General features: G+C 37.3%; 11 protein-coding genes and 1 pseudogene. 7 read left to right on the forward strand and 5 right to left on the reverse strand.

Going from position 1 to position 18,704, the window contains the following annotated elements:
- Positions 1-389 precede the first annotated feature (389 nt).
- The 6 genes and pseudogenes from metE (at position 390) to ABDH28_04455 (ending at position 7,551) form a co-directional block, all read left to right on the forward strand.
- Positions 390-2,594 carry a 5-methyltetrahydropteroyltriglutamate--homocysteine S-methyltransferase gene (gene metE / locus ABDH28_04430; protein MEN2998262.1) on the forward strand — a complete coding sequence of 735 codons (2,205 nt, stop codon included), beginning with the start codon at positions 390-392 and terminating at the stop codon, positions 2,592-2,594.
- Between the two features lie 33 nt (positions 2,595-2,627).
- Positions 2,628-3,980 (forward strand): fibronectin type III domain-containing protein, encoded by a 1,353-nt coding sequence (locus tag ABDH28_04435; GenBank protein ID MEN2998263.1) that lies wholly within the window; start codon positions 2,628-2,630, stop codon positions 3,978-3,980.
- 62 nt (positions 3,981-4,042) lie between these two features.
- Positions 4,043-4,249 (forward strand): annotated as a pseudogene (locus tag ABDH28_04440) (DnaJ domain-containing protein).
- 559 nt (positions 4,250-4,808) lie between these two features.
- Entirely contained in the window at positions 4,809-6,038 is a 1,230-nt protein-coding gene (locus ABDH28_04445; GenBank protein ID MEN2998264.1) for a CinA family nicotinamide mononucleotide deamidase-related protein, read from the forward strand.
- 4 nt (positions 6,039-6,042) lie between these two features.
- Positions 6,043-6,342, forward strand: coding sequence for a hypothetical protein (locus ABDH28_04450; protein MEN2998265.1), 300 nt, complete (start codon positions 6,043-6,045; stop codon positions 6,340-6,342).
- A gap of 351 nt (positions 6,343-6,693) precedes the next feature.
- Positions 6,694-7,551, forward strand: a complete 858-nt coding sequence (locus ABDH28_04455) for a PHP domain-containing protein (GenBank protein MEN2998266.1) — start codon at positions 6,694-6,696, stop codon at positions 7,549-7,551.
- 68 nt (positions 7,552-7,619) lie between these two features.
- On the opposite strand, the gene ABDH28_04460 is transcribed toward ABDH28_04455, so the two are convergent.
- The 5 genes from ABDH28_04460 to ABDH28_04480 all read right to left on the reverse strand — a co-directional run bounded on the left by ABDH28_04460 (position 7,620) and on the right by ABDH28_04480 (position 14,576).
- A complete protein-coding gene (locus ABDH28_04460; GenBank protein ID MEN2998267.1) occupies positions 7,620-8,567 on the reverse strand; it encodes a phosphoribosylaminoimidazolesuccinocarboxamide synthase in 948 nt (315 codons plus the stop codon).
- 3 nt (positions 8,568-8,570) lie between these two features.
- Positions 8,571-9,650: a prephenate dehydratase gene (gene pheA / locus ABDH28_04465; GenBank protein ID MEN2998268.1), complete on the reverse strand. Its 1,080-nt coding sequence runs from the start codon at positions 9,648-9,650 to the stop codon at positions 8,571-8,573.
- Complete coding sequence (locus tag ABDH28_04470; protein ID MEN2998269.1) at positions 9,651-10,508, reverse strand: HDOD domain-containing protein; 858 nt, start codon at positions 10,506-10,508, stop codon at positions 9,651-9,653.
- 312 nt (positions 10,509-10,820) lie between these two features.
- The gene (locus ABDH28_04475; GenBank protein ID MEN2998270.1) at positions 10,821-12,176 is read right to left on the reverse strand and encodes an alpha-amylase family glycosyl hydrolase; all 1,356 of its coding nucleotides are present in this window, start codon (positions 12,174-12,176) and stop codon (positions 10,821-10,823) included.
- A gap of 246 nt (positions 12,177-12,422) precedes the next feature.
- Positions 12,423-14,576 carry a polyribonucleotide nucleotidyltransferase gene (locus ABDH28_04480; GenBank protein MEN2998271.1) on the reverse strand — a complete coding sequence of 718 codons (2,154 nt, stop codon included), beginning with the start codon at positions 14,574-14,576 and terminating at the stop codon, positions 12,423-12,425.
- A 402-nt stretch (positions 14,577-14,978) separates the two neighbouring features.
- Between ABDH28_04480 and ABDH28_04485 the strand changes: the two genes are divergently transcribed.
- The gene (locus ABDH28_04485) at positions 14,979-18,698 is read left to right on the forward strand and encodes a right-handed parallel beta-helix repeat-containing protein (GenBank protein MEN2998272.1); all 3,720 of its coding nucleotides are present in this window, start codon (positions 14,979-14,981) and stop codon (positions 18,696-18,698) included.
- The last annotated feature ends 6 nt before the right edge of the window (positions 18,699-18,704 follow it).

The following is an 18,704-nucleotide window of genomic DNA, read 5'->3' on the forward strand; positions in this document are numbered from 1 at the left end:
AATCATATCTCTTGATAAAGAATTTCATATGGAACCCCGTCGTTCCAGTCCGTTACTGATTATTAACGATCATAGCTTCAAATTCAAGAACTTCGCTTTAAAACTAATAGATTCCAATTTCAGTTGGTAGCTAAGCAAGATTCTAGGCTTTTTACTTACCCCTTTAGTTCCAGATAGCACTCATTTAACAACAAAATTTCACTTCATACCAAATCTCCTAAGTATTTGTTGGGAGGAGTGTTTACTTAGCCCACTAGAAGATTGCGAGAAAAGTAGGCAGAAGATCTCTCTTAGTTGTAAATTTTAGACTTTATTGTCGCCCAAAGAATATTTTTGAAATATACCTTAGGGATTTTTTAAAATTTGCTTTCTTTTAGAGGTACTTAAAGATGGTAAAATCTTACGCTTATGGTTTCCCGAGGATAGGTAAAAATAGGGAATTTAAAAGAGCAGTAGAGGAATTCTGGTCTGGGAAAATTAGTGACACCGAACTAAGCCAAAACTTAGATAAGATCCAAAAGGAAATTATTGATGTTTACTCAAGTTTAGACCATCATCCTGTTGGAGAGATTACGGGGTATGACAATATCCTTGACACAGCCATAATGCTTAATGTCTACCCTAAACCACAGTCCTGGAAGGAATACTACAATCTTGTTAGAGGAAAAGATGCTCTTGAAATAACCAAGTGGTTCAACACTAACTATCACTATGTGGTTCCAGTAATCAGTGAAACAACAAACTTTGTTCTTTCCTGGAATAAACCTCTTGAGGAATTTATCAAAAACAAGTCTAGCAAATCCTTACCCTTCGTAATAGGACCTTTCACGTTCCTAAAGTTATCAAAAGGGAACAAAAACTACAGAGATAGTCTAGAAAACCTAAAAAAAGCCTATAGCCAAATCTTTGATTCCCTCGTGGATACTGGGGCTAAACTTATACATGTTGACGAACCAGGCCTGGTATTTGAGCTAGAAGAAGATGAAAGGGAATTCGTTAGGAGCATCTATTCTTCATTGTCTAACTCAGATAAACTTATAGTATTCACCTACTACGACGATATTGAGAAAGAAACGCTCAGAGCTATTCTCTCAACACCTATAGCAGGGATAGGTATAGACTTCGTCCACAATGGTTACAAGAACCTAGAAAACGTTGAGGCAGTAAAGGAACTCTTCAGCAACAAAATACTGGTAGCAGAGGTTATAGACTGTAGAAATGTTTGGAAGGAAAACATATTGGAAGTTTCTGAGAAAGTAAAAAGCATAATTTCTAATATTAAGGCAAGGGAGATATGGATTTCTAACGCAGGACCTCTTTATCACCTTCCATACACAACTGAAGTTGAGGAAAAACTTCACCCTTCAATTAAAGAAAGACTAGCCTTTGCAAAGGAAAAAATTGAGGAGATAAAATACTTAAAATCCTACTTAAACGGTGATGAAACAGTGGTTGAGTGGAATAATTACAAACACGACAACTCTTGGTGGTTCAGTGAAAAAGTTAGAGAGAGAACTAAAGGGCTTAAGGAAGAGGATTTCACAAGAGAAAAACCCTATAATGAGAGAGTAAAACTGCAGTCTCAATGGCTAAATCTTCCTAAATTTCCAACAACTACAATTGGTAGCTTCCCTCAAACCGAAGAAATCAGACAAATCAGAATGAAGTTCAAGAAAGGAGAACTAAGTAAGGAAGACTACGAAAACTTCATAAAGCAAAAGATCCGTGATTTAATAACTCTTCAGGAAGAGATAGGGCTGGATGTACTTGTTCACGGAGAATTTGAGAGAAGCGATATGGTTGAATTTTTTGCAGAAAAACTTGAGGGAATAGCAACTACTGAACACGGTTGGATTTTATCTTACGGAACTAGAGTATATAGACCTCCGATAATATATGGTGATGTTTACAGAACTAAAAACTTGGTGATAGATGAAATAGTTTATGCACAAAGTCTGACCAAGAAACCAGTTAAAGCAATCCTAACAGGGCCTATAACTATCCTAGCTTGGAGTTACTCCCGAACAGATCTTTCGGATGAGGAAATAGCATACCAGATTTCTCTGGCAATCTTAGACGAAATAAAGGAACTTGAGAGGAATAACATAAGAATAATTCAAATAGACGAACCAGCGTTTAAAGAGAAGGCTCCAATAAAAAGAAGAGATTGGGATAGATACTTTAATTGGGCCATCAGAGCCTTCAGACTCTCTTCCAACGCCTCCCCAGAAGTGCAGATACACACTCATATGTGTTACTCTGAGTTCTCGGACATCATTGACAAGATCTACGAACTTGATGCAGATGTTATAAGTATTGAAGCTTCAAGAAGCAAAGGGGATGTGATAAGTGCTTTTGAAAGATTCAAATACGATCACCAAATAGGGCTGGGAGTATACGACGTCCACTCTCCCGAAGTTCCAGAAGTAGAGAAAATGAAAAAAGTCGTAGAAAGATCGCTAAAGTTCATAAACCCAGACAACTTCTGGATTAACCCAGATTGTGGTCTTAAGACAAGAAAATGGGAAGAAGTTATTCCTTCCCTTAAGAATATGGTAAAGTTGGCTCTTAGCCTGAGAGAAAGTTTAAAATAAAACATACATCCTACCTTACGATAATTCTATAGAATGAAGAAATTTTGGCTCACAATTTTGTTGATAATACTGCCAGTCAGATCTTTCCCAATAGAAATAACAATAGGCTCTAATGAATTTACTAACGTTGGTGTGAGAGAGTTACAAGTAGACCCTATTTACGCTCTTCCTACAGAAAGTATTGTAATTGACCTCTCCAAAGACACCAACATTACTAGACATTCATTTAACAGATTCTCCTTTCTTATTGAAAATATAGGAAACAATAAGCTAGCTAAATTCTTTAAGAAGGAGCACGGAATCTCATTAGTATCCTCCCAAAACCTTCTTGGCATACCTGTGGTAAGTGGTATATTCTCAGTATACTTCACATTCCTTCCATCAAGACTTGACAAAGGAACTGTGTTAGCTAGATTTTTTTCAACTGATGAAACTGACAAATACATAGAAATAAAGCTTGAAAAATCAAGAATTCAGGTTAACATAAATGGAATAGTCTATACGAGAGAGGGAGATAAGGTTAATGTTGTTCTAGTTTCTGATGAAAAAATAGTAGTTCAAGAAATGTATGAATTCTCTCTGGTATTTGATGTTGTTAACTCTAAGATCTCAATTTATTTAAACGGAGTAGAAACTGATAGAAAAATTCTCAAGTCTGCTAATTTTGAACTTTCAACACCAGAGAGTATAATTGAGTTTTTCCCTAGCTTCTTCGGATATGCCAGGACCATAGTGATTGCCCCAACTTTCATAAGATCTCTAGGTTCTACGCCAGCTAAAGGAGGAGAGCTAATATCTAGAGTTATTGACACCAAAGACCCATCAAGCGCAATAAACAAGGTAACTTTAGTAGGTAGAGGCAACTTCATAGTATTGGCGAGAGTCTCTAAGGACATATATAAGCATCTTCTAGATGAATTGCCTTGGCTTACAATAGAAGATGCAAAAAACACAAAAGGCAGATATTTACAGTTTAAGTTATTCCCCGTTGAAGATGAACAGAGTAGTGAGTTTTTAGGACTTAAGGTTGAACTTTCAAAAAACATTCCTCCACAAAAGCCCCACATTCTGTATGTAGAGCCTAGAGCCAACGGAGAAGTAACTATACATTGGAGAAATGATCTTGACGAAGAAGTAGAGTACTATGAGCTGTTTTACGGAGATCACCAGAATAAATACTTCGGGAATGCCTCATCAAATGGACCGTCGCCAATAAAGATAAAAAAACCTTCAAAATTCTACCCAGTTCTAAGATATACAGTTAGAGGATTAAAGATGAACAGAACCTATTACTTTTCAATAAGAAGTGTCAGAAGAGATGGAACCAAAAGCGAATACTCAGATGAAGTAAAAGTTATACCATCAAAAGAGGTCAATAGCCTCTGATCTTATGTTCTGCGTTCTGTGTAAAACTTTACACACAGTGGTTATCTCCGATAATGTGATTTATGGAAAAAACACAAAATAAGGACTACTACGAGATATTGGGAGTTTCTAGAAACGCAACTATTAGTGAAATAAAAAGTGCTTACAGAAGACTCGTTGCTAGGTATCATCCAGACTTGTCAAGAACTAAAGAAACTGAAGGAATGTTCAAATTGATAAACGAAGCTTATAGAGTTCTTTCAAATCCCACGCTTAAAGAAAAGTATGATAACAAAACCTCCGAGCATCAGACCAAAAGCGAAAATTTTTCTCTTGTAGAAGTAATAAGAAGCATAACAAAGGGCATAAACATCGTTGTTAATGAAATACAGAGATTGCTTGTAGAAATATCTTCAGATAAGATCCTTGAAAAAGTTTCCAATGAAGAACTTCTGCAAAGACTGCGCTTTTCGGATAACGAACTTGTTAAGAAAGCTGTGCTGAAGATAATAAAACAGAGGAAAAAGAGATCACTGATACCATATCTACTAGAAATAGCGGATTCACCATCCACGTCCAGTGAATTAAGATCCAAAATCTTCCAAACCTTGAGAGAAATAGGCTACACAGTAGCCAAATGAACTCTACAAATTATCAAATGATTTTTACACACTTTAGTAACCTCCAACCTAGACTTTAGTTTAGGTGCTTATTAGAAAGAGTATATCCTTCCATCAAGCAGGGACTGTAGGAAAGGTAGAAGAAAAACTACATTTTGGAATCTATCGGAGACAGGGAGTTATACTTTACTCCGCTTTGGTGCTATCTTTTAAAATATCAAAATTAGCTATGAAGTGTAGCCTAATAACAATAGGAACGGAGATAACCAAGGGATTTATCCTTGACCTCAATTCAAATTTTCTCTCTAGACAACTAAGAATGACTGGTATTGACGTAAGATTTGTGATTAGTGTTGGCGATAACAAGAGTGAGGTTATAAACGCCTTAAGGTTTGCTTTTGAAAATAGTGATTTTGTAATAACTACTGGTGGACTAGGCCCTACTGTTGATGACGTTACTAGAGAGTGTGTTAGTGAATTCTTTGGCGTTGAGTTTGTGCTTTCTGAACACATACTCCATAAGATTGAGGAGAAATTCACCAAATATTCAATGACAAAGATGCCAAAAACAAACATCAAACAAGCTTATGTTCCTAGGGGAGGCATTGTAATGGAGAATACCGTCGGATCTGCACCCGGATATATAATAGAAAAAAATGGGAAAATCCTAGCTTCACTTCCCGGAGTGCCACAAGAAATGAAAGCAATGTTTAATAACTTCCTAAGAGATTACATCCTTAGAAATGTTCTGAAGGAGAATAGAAAGGAGGTATTTGTTAAGATCTTCGGCATTCCCGAATCAAAGGTAGATGAAATGATATCTGAGTATGGGGAATTTGACTACAACACAATAGCAGACTACGGCGTAGTTGACATAATATTTCACTTTGACTCAAAAGAGTTTGAAGAAGGAAAGGAGAAAGTCCTAAGGCTACTAAATGATAAATTTAGAGAAGCAGTGTTTTTCATATCAGAAGAACTTGAGGATATACCCTCTATAGTCAGGAAGGAATTTGTAAGATTGGGCAAAACCCTTTCTACCGCTGAGTCCATGACAGGAGGTTATCTTTCCCAAATGTTGACCTCCGTGCCAGGTGCAACAGAGTATTTCCTAGGAGGGGTTATAACCTACTCGGACTCTACAAAAATCTCGCTTTTAGGAGTAAGTGAGGAAACCATAAGTAAATACTTTGCTACGAGTCTTGAGACAACTTTTGAGATGGCTAAAAACTCACTTAGGGTATTTGGAAGTAACGTTTCCATCGCCATAACGGGTATTGCAGGCCCCTCTACAGATTCCTCAAAGAAGGAAGTGGGAACTGCTTACGTTGTAGCTATGTCCGAAAACGGAAAATACCTAGGAAAAGAACTAAAACTGTTTGGCAATAGAGATAAGATCAGAAGTTCAGCATCCATCAAAGCTATAGAGCTAGTTATGAAACTACTTAGGGCAGAGTGAAACTATGAAAAACGTGTTAATTAGTTTATTAGGAGTTTTCGCAATATGTTTTGCCTTGCTATTTGCATTTTCTTATAGCATTTTCGTTCTAGCCAACAGTAAAGTTCTGTTCAACCTCACTTTTCTGATGCTAACTGTAGGTATCTTAGCTAGTATTTTCATCCTCAGATACTTAAGGCTTAGAAAATTACATAAACCAAATCCCATCCTAAATTCGGTTCTAAAACCTATATTTGTATTCTTGATACTCTGCGTATTTTTACTATCACTGCTCTATATCGTTCTCACGATACCACTGCTTTAGAAGCTTTCACCTACCATGGCACCTCCCAAACTGAAACTGAATTAGTTACCTAAATGTAAAAAAATCCAGTAGCTAGGCTATGTTACTACAAAACCAAGAAACTCTTAGGCTAGGCACATCACACTGATTATTTCTCTCACAGTTCCTCTCACTAGGTAAATACTTTTCTCAACAACACCTAAGGGACTTGGTATGGAGTGAAGTTTTGTGGTTAAATGAGTGCCATTAGGACTAAAGGGGAAAGTAAAAACTTAGAATCTTGCCTAGTTATCAACCGAAATTGGAATTTATTGTTTGACTTTCACGTTAGTTGAATTCTAAGTGAAAATTTTTTATCATTCTCCACTTAGGATGATAGGCTGTTCTCAGAGAAATGCGGATCTTCATACTCATTCAACAGTATCAGATGGTCAACTATCAGTAGGATTGCTTCTTAAAAAGTCTCAAGAAAAAAATATAAGATACCTTTCAATAACAGACCATGAAAACACCAATCAAGTAAAAGAGTATAGAAAGTTATTCTCCCCTTTCAGCTTTGAGATTAAAGTGATTCCCGGAGTTGAAGTATCGACCAAGCATCTTGACCAAGAAATACACTTACTAGCTTACTATAGCGAGAACTTAGTAAAGGAAGTTGAGGAAATTGTGCAACCTCTGAGGGAGGAAAAGAAAAATAGGGTTATGAGGATATTAGAAGTCTTGAAGAAGGATAGAAAGTTGGAAAACTACATGGAGGCTATAACTTATCTTATGTCGGATGTCAGTAAAACTTTCAATCGCATGTATGTTGCTAGGTTCGTCTACGATAATTTGCCATTTTGTAGTATTGAAGATGTTTTCAAAAAGTATTTTGATAACGATGATGTGAATAAGAGTGAAAGTGTCTATCCGAAAACGGAGGAAGTTATAAGAAAACTTAATTCCATTGGATGTTTCGTCGGAATCGCGCATCCGGATTTTCTTAAAGATTGGAGGAAGGTTAAGTATATTAAGTATTTTGCCGAAATTGGTGTTAGAGGAATTGAGGTTTTCCATCCGCTAATAGATGAAAACCTTTCTCTCTTTTTGCTAAAACTCTGTCAAGAGATAAACTTGATACCCCTTGGAGGTAGTGATTTCCATGGATATGACACCAAGAGGAGAGAGTTAGGAGAATTTAATACATTTGATTCATCTGCCGAAGCAATTATGGAATTTTTATGTCTTTGAATGCATTTCTGTTCCTCTTTTGCTCTCCTTAAAGGACTACTATTATTCTTTCTTCAGATTCTGTGGATTCATAGGTTGCTAAAGACAGTTTTTTCAAGAATAGTGATATACCTTTCTAGGGTTCCCAGAACTATTTCACTTGGCAAGTTAGGAGCTGGATAAGTCTTGTTCCAGACTAAAGATTTTAGATAGTCTCTTACGAATTGTTTGTCGTAGCTTTCTTGGGGTTTTCCTTCTTCATAAAGTTCCTTGAACCAAAATCTTGATGAATCAGGAGTTAAAACTTCGTCAACTAATACACATTCTCTGTCTTTGTCAAATCCAAACTCAAACTTAGTATCACATAGAATAATTCCTCTCTTGTCAAGATAATTGGAAGCAAACTCAAATATTCTTATACTATTTTCCTTTATCTTGAGGATATCTTCCCCTACTATTTCCTTAGCCTCATCAAGCGATATGTTTTGGTCATGTCCTGATTCCGATTTGGTTGAAGGAGTAAATATTGGCTCGGGTAGCTTTGAAGACATCTTAAGTCCTTCGGGTAGCTTTATTCCGCAAATTGAGGAAGTTCTTTTGTATTCTTCATAACCTGAACCTGCTAAATAGCCTCTAACTATGCACTCAATTTTATAAACATTCATCTTCCTAACAAGCATACTTCTAAATCTTAAACGATCAGCGTATTTTCTACATTCATAAGGATAGTCATCAGGATCAACTGAGATAAGATGATTTTCTACAATATGCTCCAACTGCTTGAACCAAAAGTAGGATAGAATGTTTAAGATCATTCCTTTCAAAGGAATGGGTGTGGGTAATATCACGTCAAATGCGGAAATTCTGTCGGTGGAGACTATAAGTAGGCTGTCATCAATCTCATATATATCTCTTACCTTGCCTCTTTTGACAAGCTTAAGTGAGTCAAAATTTGAGAAATATAAAGGTTCAACCTTCGTTAACTCTGATTTACTAGCATAGATGAAGTCCTTGAAGTCCTTAATAACTTTATCCATACCTTACTCCAGAATTATTCCTTTTGGGTACGATCCGAGGATTTTTACTAGAGCTGCATTCTTTTCAACCTCATTTAAAAGCTTGGAGATTCTCTCTTCCTCAATGTGCCCTTCAAAGTCAATGAAAAAAAGGTAATCCCACAATTTTATTCTTGAAGGTCTTGATTCTATCTTTGTCATGTTTACCCCCATTTCCTTAAAGGGCTTTATAAGGTCAAACAGAGCTCCGGGTTTGTCTTTTATGTAGCATAGTATTGTGGTTTTGTCTTCTCCTGTTCTAGATATATTCCTTTCACCTACTATCCAAAACCTTGTGACATTCATTGGATCATCTTCAATATTACTGGCAAGAATGTTGAGGTTGTATTTCTTTGAGAGTATTTCATTACCGATAGCACCAGCTTCTCTTTCAGAAGAAGCGATTCTTGAGGCTTCAGATGTGCTACTTGTTTCAATTATTTCAACATTAGGAAGATTAGCCTCTACCCACTCCCTACACTGACCGATGGCTTGCGGATGTGAATATAGTTTCTTTATTTTGCTTACATCATTTTCCTTGGAGAGAAGAGAATGATGTACCCTTAGGAAGAGTTCTCCTATAATCTTAAGGTGAGAATCAACAAACTCATCAAGAGTTTGAGCAACCACACCATTATAGGAGTTTTCAATTGGAATAACACCTATGTCCGCTTTACCCCTGGACACTTCCTTAAATATATCTGGAATAGTTTTAGTGTAAATTCTGTCCACATCGTATCCGAATCTCTTAACTACCGCTATTTCGGAGAAAGTTCCCTCAGGCCCCAATAATGCTACCTTAACTCTGCCTTGAACATTCCTAGTCATCGATATGATCAAGAGGAATATGTCTTCAACATATTCGTAAGGTAGGCTTTGACTGACGGAGAGTTGTTTTACTCTTTTTAAAACATCATTCTCTCTGTTAGGATCGTATATGGAAAGACCATTTTTTTTCTTAGTTTCGGCTATTTTGGTTGCTATTTCTAATCTTTCCTTTATAAGTTTCAGTATTTGTTCATCAATTTGTTCAACCTTCTTCCTCAGATCTTCAAGCCTTTCCATCTAAACCTCCGCAGATATGTCCAGGACCTTCTTCATTTGTTCCCAAATAACTTGTCCTTCACCTGGTAATCCGAGATAGGTCAGAAACTCATTAGCTCTTTTGATTCTTTTATCGGTTAAGCCTATTTCTTTAATATCACCAGGTACAAGATTATAAGCAAGCTCATTTGCAGAAGAGATAACAATGACATCCTTCACTATGCTCTCAGGGGCAGTCAACGGGTTATCGTGATAAAGTATTACATCAGAGATAAATTGAGGTAAATTCCAATAGTTTGCAAGTAAGTACCCGACGGTATTATGGGAAATCCCTATCATCTCTTCTTCACTTTGGGATATTGTCTTATCATAGAATACAAAGTTTTTTAAAAACTGCACCTTATACTCTTTTGTTATGTTGCTTAGTATTATTTTGCCTATATCGTGCAATAATCCAGCAACAAAATATTTCTCAGGATCTGCAAGCTTTAGTTTCTTGGCTATAATTCTTGCTCCACTTGCGGTTAGAACGGAATGCTCCCATAACCCCTTTATACCACTAAACCAGTATCCTGACACGTCTACACTCATTATTGATTTTATTGAAACTGCCAAAGCTATACTTCTTATGGTGTTAAATCCTAACACAATTACAGCTTCCCGCACAGTTGCTATGGTCCTAGGAAAGCCATAGTAAGCAGAATTTGCCATTCTCAAAACTTTTGCAACAAGGAGTGGATCTTTTTCTAAGGTTTCTTCTATTTCTTTTATGTTAGCCTCTGGGTCCTCCAACTTCTGGAGTAGAATACTCACCACAAATGGTAAAGGAGAAGTGTTTTCTATTATTTTGTTCCATCTAATCAACTGCTCTTCATTCATACAAGAAAATGATATTCATAACTGTCACTTAGATTCAAATATCTAGATTGGGTTTTAGTAAATTCCAAAATTTACAACCAAAAGTAGTCTTCTTTCTATTTCTCTCACGGTCCCTATCTGGGCTGATTAAACACTTCTCTCAAAACGAGCACTATCTAGAACCAAAGAGAGCAAGTAAACAAAAAGTTTAGAATTTTACCTACTTACTAACCGAAATTGGAATTTATTGATTAAGTTTTAAATCAATGGAGATAAGAGACTAAATAGGCTAAGGGGGGAGTTCCCCCCTTTTTTGCTCAATTTTTTGCTCAATTAATACCCTGATGGAGCATAGACAGCATACCCATATGGAGCTGCCCATAAATCAGCATATCCGCTACCATCGGTCCACTTCCCTTGCGGTTGAGCTGTGTCCTTACCATCCCAAGCATAGCAGTGCAAGTATGTGTTTACCCACTTCGTCTTAACTCTTGCTCCTTTCCATTGAACTCCGTTGTCATTTATCACTATCACCAAACCAGGATTGGAACCATACCCGTTCCTCTGGGCTATGTATAAGTCATTATCAGCATACAGAACTGATGTTGAACCTCCTGCTAGCCTATAATGTACCCACAAAAGTTGCCTTATGCCTCTTGCTGTTCCGTTTCTTGCTAACCCGTAGTCATAGTAATCTTTCCACCAAACCGTTGGATCACCTTCTGCCGTCAGAATGTATGCATATGCCATCATCTTGTTCTGGTATATCGGGTCAGTATCGTGGTTTGCTACAAATGTAACCGCCTTAAGAGGTCTTATACCAACCAATCCAGCATACTGTAATCCCCTCATATCGTAGTAACCATTACCCAAGCACATATCCCTCAGAACGTACAAAAGTGAGAAGTCAAAGGTCTTCACACCAGCTCTGTTCGCACTATCTACCCACCACCTCAGAGTATCTCTGTTACCGTCCCAATACTCTCCAACTATAAACGGCTGCCCAGTGTTGTCATAAATGTATGCAGCAACCCATGGTGCAAACCCTTTGGTATAGTCAAGCCTCCAGAACTCAAATCCAGCGTTTGCAGTACTCTTAAGCCAGTTTAACCAAGCTATTATATTGGTTTTAACATAAGTTTTATCATGACATATGTCAGGATAACCTCCAAATGTGCCACTGTCCCCACTATGGATGTCGTTCGGATGGAAGTCCCAATAACTCATCTTAAACCTGCCACTTGCTACACCTGAGAAATCAGTCCAGGTATTTCCGCCAGTGAAGGGATTATACTGAGAGGCTCCACCTGCCCTGTGGTTTATCACTATATCCGCCATTGCCTTCATACCGTAAGACCTTATACTGGATATCAAACTCTTAAGCTGTGATTGGGTTCCAAACCTAGTTGCAACAGTACCCATCTGGTTATACGCACCAAGGTCGTAGTAATCATAAGGATCATAACCCATGGAATATCCGCCACTCATGCCCTTGGACGGTGGTGGCAAATAGATTACCTCAATATAAGCATTCTTTAGCTCAGCGACTTTACTCTGGACAGTTGTATACCAACCGCTTGGCACATCCCAGTAGAATGCTTGGAACACTCTCCACGCACCGGCATCACCTACTAGCACTAGCGATACTGCTAGCACCAGCACCAAAGTTACCAGTAACAAACGCTTCATAATCTACCTCCTGCCCTTGTGGTTAGGGCATTAATATATTAGCAAATTTTATGCCAAATTGGTCTTTTTCTAAGACCAAAGATTTAGGCTGGTGATGCTAGGTATAATATCAAAGTATTTTGGTGAATGTGATGGATTTTGATGAATTGTAGGTGTTAGATGATGATTGTTTTATATAAAATGCACCATTTTGTTGCACTACTTTGCACAATCTATGTGCAAGATAGTGCAATCTAACTTTGACTCTTATCTAGAAGGAGACTTAGAGGAGAGATGAAGATCTTGCTTATCTAGTAGTTCTTTTTCAGCATCAATTCTTGAGAGAGCTATTCTGCCAAGGTTGTCTATAGAGATTACCTTAGCAGTTATGGTATCACCTACACTTAGATAATCCCTTATATTTCTGACTTTTGACCTGAAAAGTTTTGATATGTGGATCATTCCTTCTTTTCCCGGCATAATCTCAACAAATACGCCATAGTCTTCTATTCTGGTTATGGGGCCTGTGATTATGTCTCCCACCTTTACTCCTTCAATTATGTTTTTGATGATACTATAAGCTCTCTCTATATCGCCTTCTCCAGGCTTAGAGGATATTGTTATCTTCCCTTCAGGTGAGATGTCTATTTTTACTCCTGTGTCCTGAATTATTTTCTTTATAACTTTCCCGCCAGGGCCAATTACATCTGCTAATTTCTCTGGCTCAGTCTTTATAAACTTTATTCTAGGAGCGTGTTCAGATAGCTTTAGTTCCTTCCCTCTTATCTTTTCCTCCATTACGTCTAGAATCTTGTTTCTAGACTCTTTTGCAACATATAGAGCTTCTCTTAATATCTCTATGGGCAAGCCTTCTATCTTCAGATCCATCTGGAATGCGGTTATTTTATCTCTGGTTCCAGCAACTTTAAAGTCCATATCTCCAAACTTATCCTCCAGTCCTTGTATGTCAACTATAAGGTCATATTTACCAGTTTTTTCGTCAATCACTATCCCCATAGCTATACCTGCAACTAACTCCGATATAGGAACACCAGCATCAACGAGTGAAAGTGATGCACTACATACAGTAGCCATTGATGATGAGCCATTTGATTCAAGTATTTCCGATACCACTCTTATTGTATATGGGAATCTATCTTCAGGAGGTAAAACTGCTTCTATTGCTCTTTCGGCAAGGTGTCCATGCCCTATTTCTCTTCTTGATACAGGTCCTAACTTTTTAACCTCTCCGGTTGAGAAGGGTGGGAAGTTGTAGTGAAGCATGAACCTTTTAAATCCTTCCTCCTCAATATCATCAACAAACTGCACATCACTTGCACTACCCAAGGTAGTGATACCTAAACTCTGTGTTTGTCCTCTTGTAAATATGGCAGATCCGTGTGCTCTAGGTAAAACTCCGACTTCACACCACATTGGTCTTATTTCCTTAGGCTTTCTACCATCAACCCTTATTCCTTCTTCCAGAACCTGTTTTCTAAGAATTTCTCTCTCCATCTCTTCAATGTAAAACCTAACATCATCCCACACAATCTCACTTACTTTTTCCTCTCCTAAAGTTTCAATCACTTTGTTCTTGATAGCTTCAACTATGCTATTCATATTCTCTTCTCGGGTTTTTTTGTCCTTTTCGTTCATTGCAACTTTCATCTCCTTTTCGTAACTCCATATTATCTCATGCACCTCTGGTGGGAGTTCTCTCTCTTGAACCTCAATTTTAGGCTTACCAACCTCTCTTCCTATCTCTTTCTGAAATTCTATAAGCTCTCTTATGTAGTTTTGAGCAAATTTCAGAGCACCAAACATTTCCTCCTCATTTACTCCCTTACTTCCTCCCTCAACCATTGTTATTCCTCTCTCAGTGCCAGCAACAACAATATCCAAAAGCGATTCATCAATCTGAGAAAATGTCGGATTCACCACGTAATTGCCATTTATATAACCTACTCTCACACCTCCCACGGGACCTCTAAATGGTAAAGAGGATATTGTTAACGCAGTAGATGAAGCAAACATTGAGATAACATCTGCAGGGTTTATCTGATCTGCAGATAGCACCATAGTTATAACTTGAATTTCGTTCTTGAAACCTCTTGGAAAAAGAGGCCTTATAGGCCTATCAATAAGCCTTGAAATCAAGATCTCTTTATCCGAAAATTTGCTCTCTCTCTTTACAAATCCTCCAGGAATCTTACCAGAAGCATAGAACTTCTCAATGTAGTTTACTGTAAGAGGAACAAAGTCAACCCCTTCTACTTCATTACCGTAGTTTACAGTTGACAGTACAACAACATCTTCATATCTCACTAACACTGCACTATCAGACTGTTTCGCAACATAACCCGTTTCAACTATTAATTTCTTCCCATCAATTTCTCTAGTGAAAGTTCTCTTCTCTACCATACTTCACCTCTAATTCTAAATCATTATAAATCAAAGCAGTAGTAACAAAAAAATTCAAAATTCACTCTCAGGCAAACAGATGAGATCTTAGAACTTCAGCTTTCTATCAGTTATACAACTTTACCTTAGGTTTAAGAGCTTATTGAAAAAGTATTTACCCAGTCCCGTCAGGGACTGTGAGAAAAATGAAACCTAGAGTTTTATCCATTTGCTTTTGTCTGTAGTTGTAGTATATTATTTTTTAGGGCAATGCAAAAAACATTGACTTTGAAAATAGCACTATTTGTTGTAAGCTTTCTCTTGGTTTATTGTGAGCTCCCTAAGCAGAAAGCAGATTTCTCTCCCCCTGCAATCTTTATTTTTTCTCCGTTGCCGAATCGGGTGTATTATGGTAGTGCAAATGTGAAGATACAGGTAAATGAAGTTTATGAAAATGAGAGAGAGAGTGGACTTAAAAGCATAAGTATAGCTATCTATAAGAGTGGTATACTAGCATTTTCCACAAATCTTAGTGTTAGTGGAAACGAAGCTATTGTAGAGCTGGATATTTCAATAGAAACAAACTTTTCTCAGTATCACTTAGGTGTTACTGCATCTGACAATAACAATAACACCTCAAGAAAGGAAGTTGTCTTTTATTCTGTTCCATTGCCAATACTGGATATATCTATAAACTCTCCCTTTGTTGTCACAAACACCAATTTACTAAATTTCTACGGCACCATAAATGTTACTAAGGAAGTTTACGGAGAAATTGAAAGCGTAAGACTTATCATTAGCAACGAATCGGTAATTCAAACCAATGACGTTTCCAACTTTACTGATAGTAGTTGGTCTTATCAGGGACACCTACCTTTGGTTGAAGTAGGAAGTTTTTACAGAACTAACGCAATAACTGCATTCCTCAGGACAACTAAGGGTTATTCTACAAACTCTGCAAGTGTGTTTGTCTATTACGATACAAATCTTCCGTTTACCGCTATTATTGATCCAGAGAACAACGCAACAGTCTCTGCAAGTTATTTTGTTATTCTCACTAACTACGATAACTTTGGGCTGAGTGAAAGTAAACTGTTTGTTATAAGCAGTGGTGTTACGGATGTCTATACTAATTTCGTTTTGAAAACAAATGGTTATAATGTCAACTTTCTATTCCAAACTAATACACTTATCCCCTATGTTATGGACAGTGCTGGAAATGAGTTCTATGGCACACCCATAAATATTGTTGTTGATTTTGGTATTCCAGCTATATCTCTCCACTCTCCTTGTTCGGATTTTAACACAATGCATACGAATTTGGGAATGCTAACGTTTTCTGGAACTGCTAGCGTAGGTGCCGGATACAACATAACAAATGTGGTTTTATTGATATATACAAATGATTCCTTAGCGTTTTCAAACAGTAGGCAATACAATTCTCCCAGGGTGGACTGGTCAATAAGTGGTACTCTATTTCAAGGAACAAACTTTGTATATTACTTTGCTTGTGCAAACAATGATAAAAGAAGTAGGACAAACTACATAGTGTTAGTGGTTGACTATATAAAGCCAATAGCTAAAATACTCTCTCCAACAAATGGTCAAGAATTTATCAGTAATAATATTGCTGTTGTAACTTATGTCAACGATACTAATTTCTCTCTAGGAGTTGTAGGAAAATTGTATGTTGGTGGAGATCCTTATCCTGTTTACACTTTTGGTCCTGGAACAAATACTAACTACGTAGTTGTCAATAGAGGGAGTAATGTCATTGAACTTGTTTCTACCGATTCCTACAACAATTCAGAGACTAATAGAGTAGTAATTTATTACTTTGATTCAGTATATGTGTCAGTTTTGGGTAGCGATATCAATAGAGGAACGATAGACAGTCCTCTGAGAAGTATAAACAAGGGTGTTGAGAAAGCTATAACTCTTGGTTTAAGTGGTGTCAATGTAACTGCTGGGAGTTTTTCTCCCAATAACGGTTTAGAAGGTTCTGAAAGTGGTGTTGTGATAACCAATACTAGTAATTTGAAGATAATCGGTGGATGGAACAATAGTTTTGAAAACATTACCGGTTACAGTGAGCTTAATGGGAATGGTGTCTTACAACATATTCTATTTGTGAGTAATGTTAGTAACCTCGTTCTTAGAAACTTAGTTATAAGGGGAGGGAAAGCAACTATTTCTTCACCTCCACATTGTCATGGGGGTGGTATGTATTTGCGTAGTGTAGCTTATAGCACCATAAGTAATGTTATTATTTTCAGTAACAGTGCTTTTCATTCTGGTGGTGGAATATTTATGGAGTATTGTTCAAATAACACACTGCATGTAAGTGTCTATGATAACTCTGCAGATTGGGGAGGTGGTCTACGACTTAGCCACTCTGTAAACAACAGCATAAGTGGGAATTTCTACCGCAATACAGCTACAAACCTTGGAGGTGGAATTCTAGCAGATGGTAGCTATTCCTTGAGTAACCAGATAATTGCAAATGTTTACAGTAACTCTAGCACCAACGGCGGAGGTATAATTTTAGCTTCCCTAAACTATGTTACTCTTAGTGGCAATGTATACGGCAACTCAAGTAAATATAGCGGAGGAGTGTTTTTGATTAATGTAACTAATGCAACTCTGAATGTGAAGGTATATAATAACTTTGCAACTGAAGGTGGTGGAGGAATAACTATTCATTCCTCTTCTAACATTTTCCTAGAGAACGAAGTATACAAAAACTTGGTTTCTAACTCTAGCACTAATGGATTTGGTGGGGGTATATGCCTTGAGGGGTGCAAAGATGTATTTCTATCCAATCTAGTGGTTTCAAATAACTCAGTATACAGTAGCAATGTAGTAGGTGGAGGGATTTTTGCAGTGAGTTGTAGAAATCTTGTTGGTGCAAACCTAAGGGTCTTTGGTAATACTATTCTCGCAACTGCTGACGCAGTTGGTGGAGGGATAGGTATTCTAAGTTCTGAAGAAGTAAATCTTAAGGAGGTTGAGGTTGAGAGAAACTCTGTAACTGGCAGAAAGGTAGTAATGGGAGGAGGAATTGGGATCATTGATACTACCAATTTGATCATAACTAATCTATCAAGTGTTTCCTATAATCTAATCTCTAATGTCAACATTACTGGGACCAACTTAGGTGGTGGGATAGGTGTGATTCGTTCCTTAGGGATAAACTTTCACGGATTGGAGGTAAAGTATAACACTAACAGTGGTGGTAATGTAGAGGTAAGAGCAGGTGGTGGAATTATGATATCTGAGAGCTTAAGTGGAATTCTAAGCAATGTAATTTTACTCAGTAACGCTGTGAATTCCGGTGGATCTGGTGGTGGGGTATTTCTCTCCAAAGCTAGGGATTTGACAATTCTTGGCTCTACCATATCTGGTAATTCACCTAAAGGACTAACAATATCCTTATCAACAAATTCCGTAGTGCGAAACTCTAGTATAAGGTTAAATTCTGGAGTTGGAGTTGAGTTGATCCTTTCAACCAATGTAGGAGTGGTGTCTTCAAGAATAGAACTTAATACTAACAGCGCAGGTTTCGGGGGAGGAATATATATACTCAGTAGCAATAGTCTTATCTTTGTCTCAAATTCTTCAATCTCAAGCAATTATTCAATACAAGGAGGGGGAATATATGGATATGAAAAAGCAAACATAGTAGGAGGTAATATTCTGCAGATCATGTCTAACATAATCTCCTTCAACCAAGCTTCCTCATCAGAAGGTGGAGGGGGTATATATGCAATAAGTAGTATTAGATTGAAAATAGGCAACAACATATTTACCAATAACTCCTCAGGTGGTGAATCTACTACTATAGTTCTACGTAGTTCTGTTGGTGGTGGTAATTGGAATAACCTGAGTATAGTTGCCAATGTATTCTCTGGAAGCGGATCAAACTCAGTTGCAATATATGAAAGTGGAACTTTTGATATAAGAAACCACTCCATAGTTTCCAATGTGTTCATACTCTCAACTTACACTAACCTATATAGGGATATAGAAGGTATTGGAGTAACTGATTACATACCGAGTGATCTGCTTGGAATACAATTACTTAACACCCCTAATTCTCTCCTCCATGATGCGAATCTAGCATCTGATAATTCAGGAAATTGATTTTAC

Source organism: Brevinematia bacterium (genome assembly GCA_039630355.1).
In the GTDB taxonomy this organism is placed as follows: Bacteria; Spirochaetota; Brevinematia; order DTOW01; family DTOW01; genus SKYB106.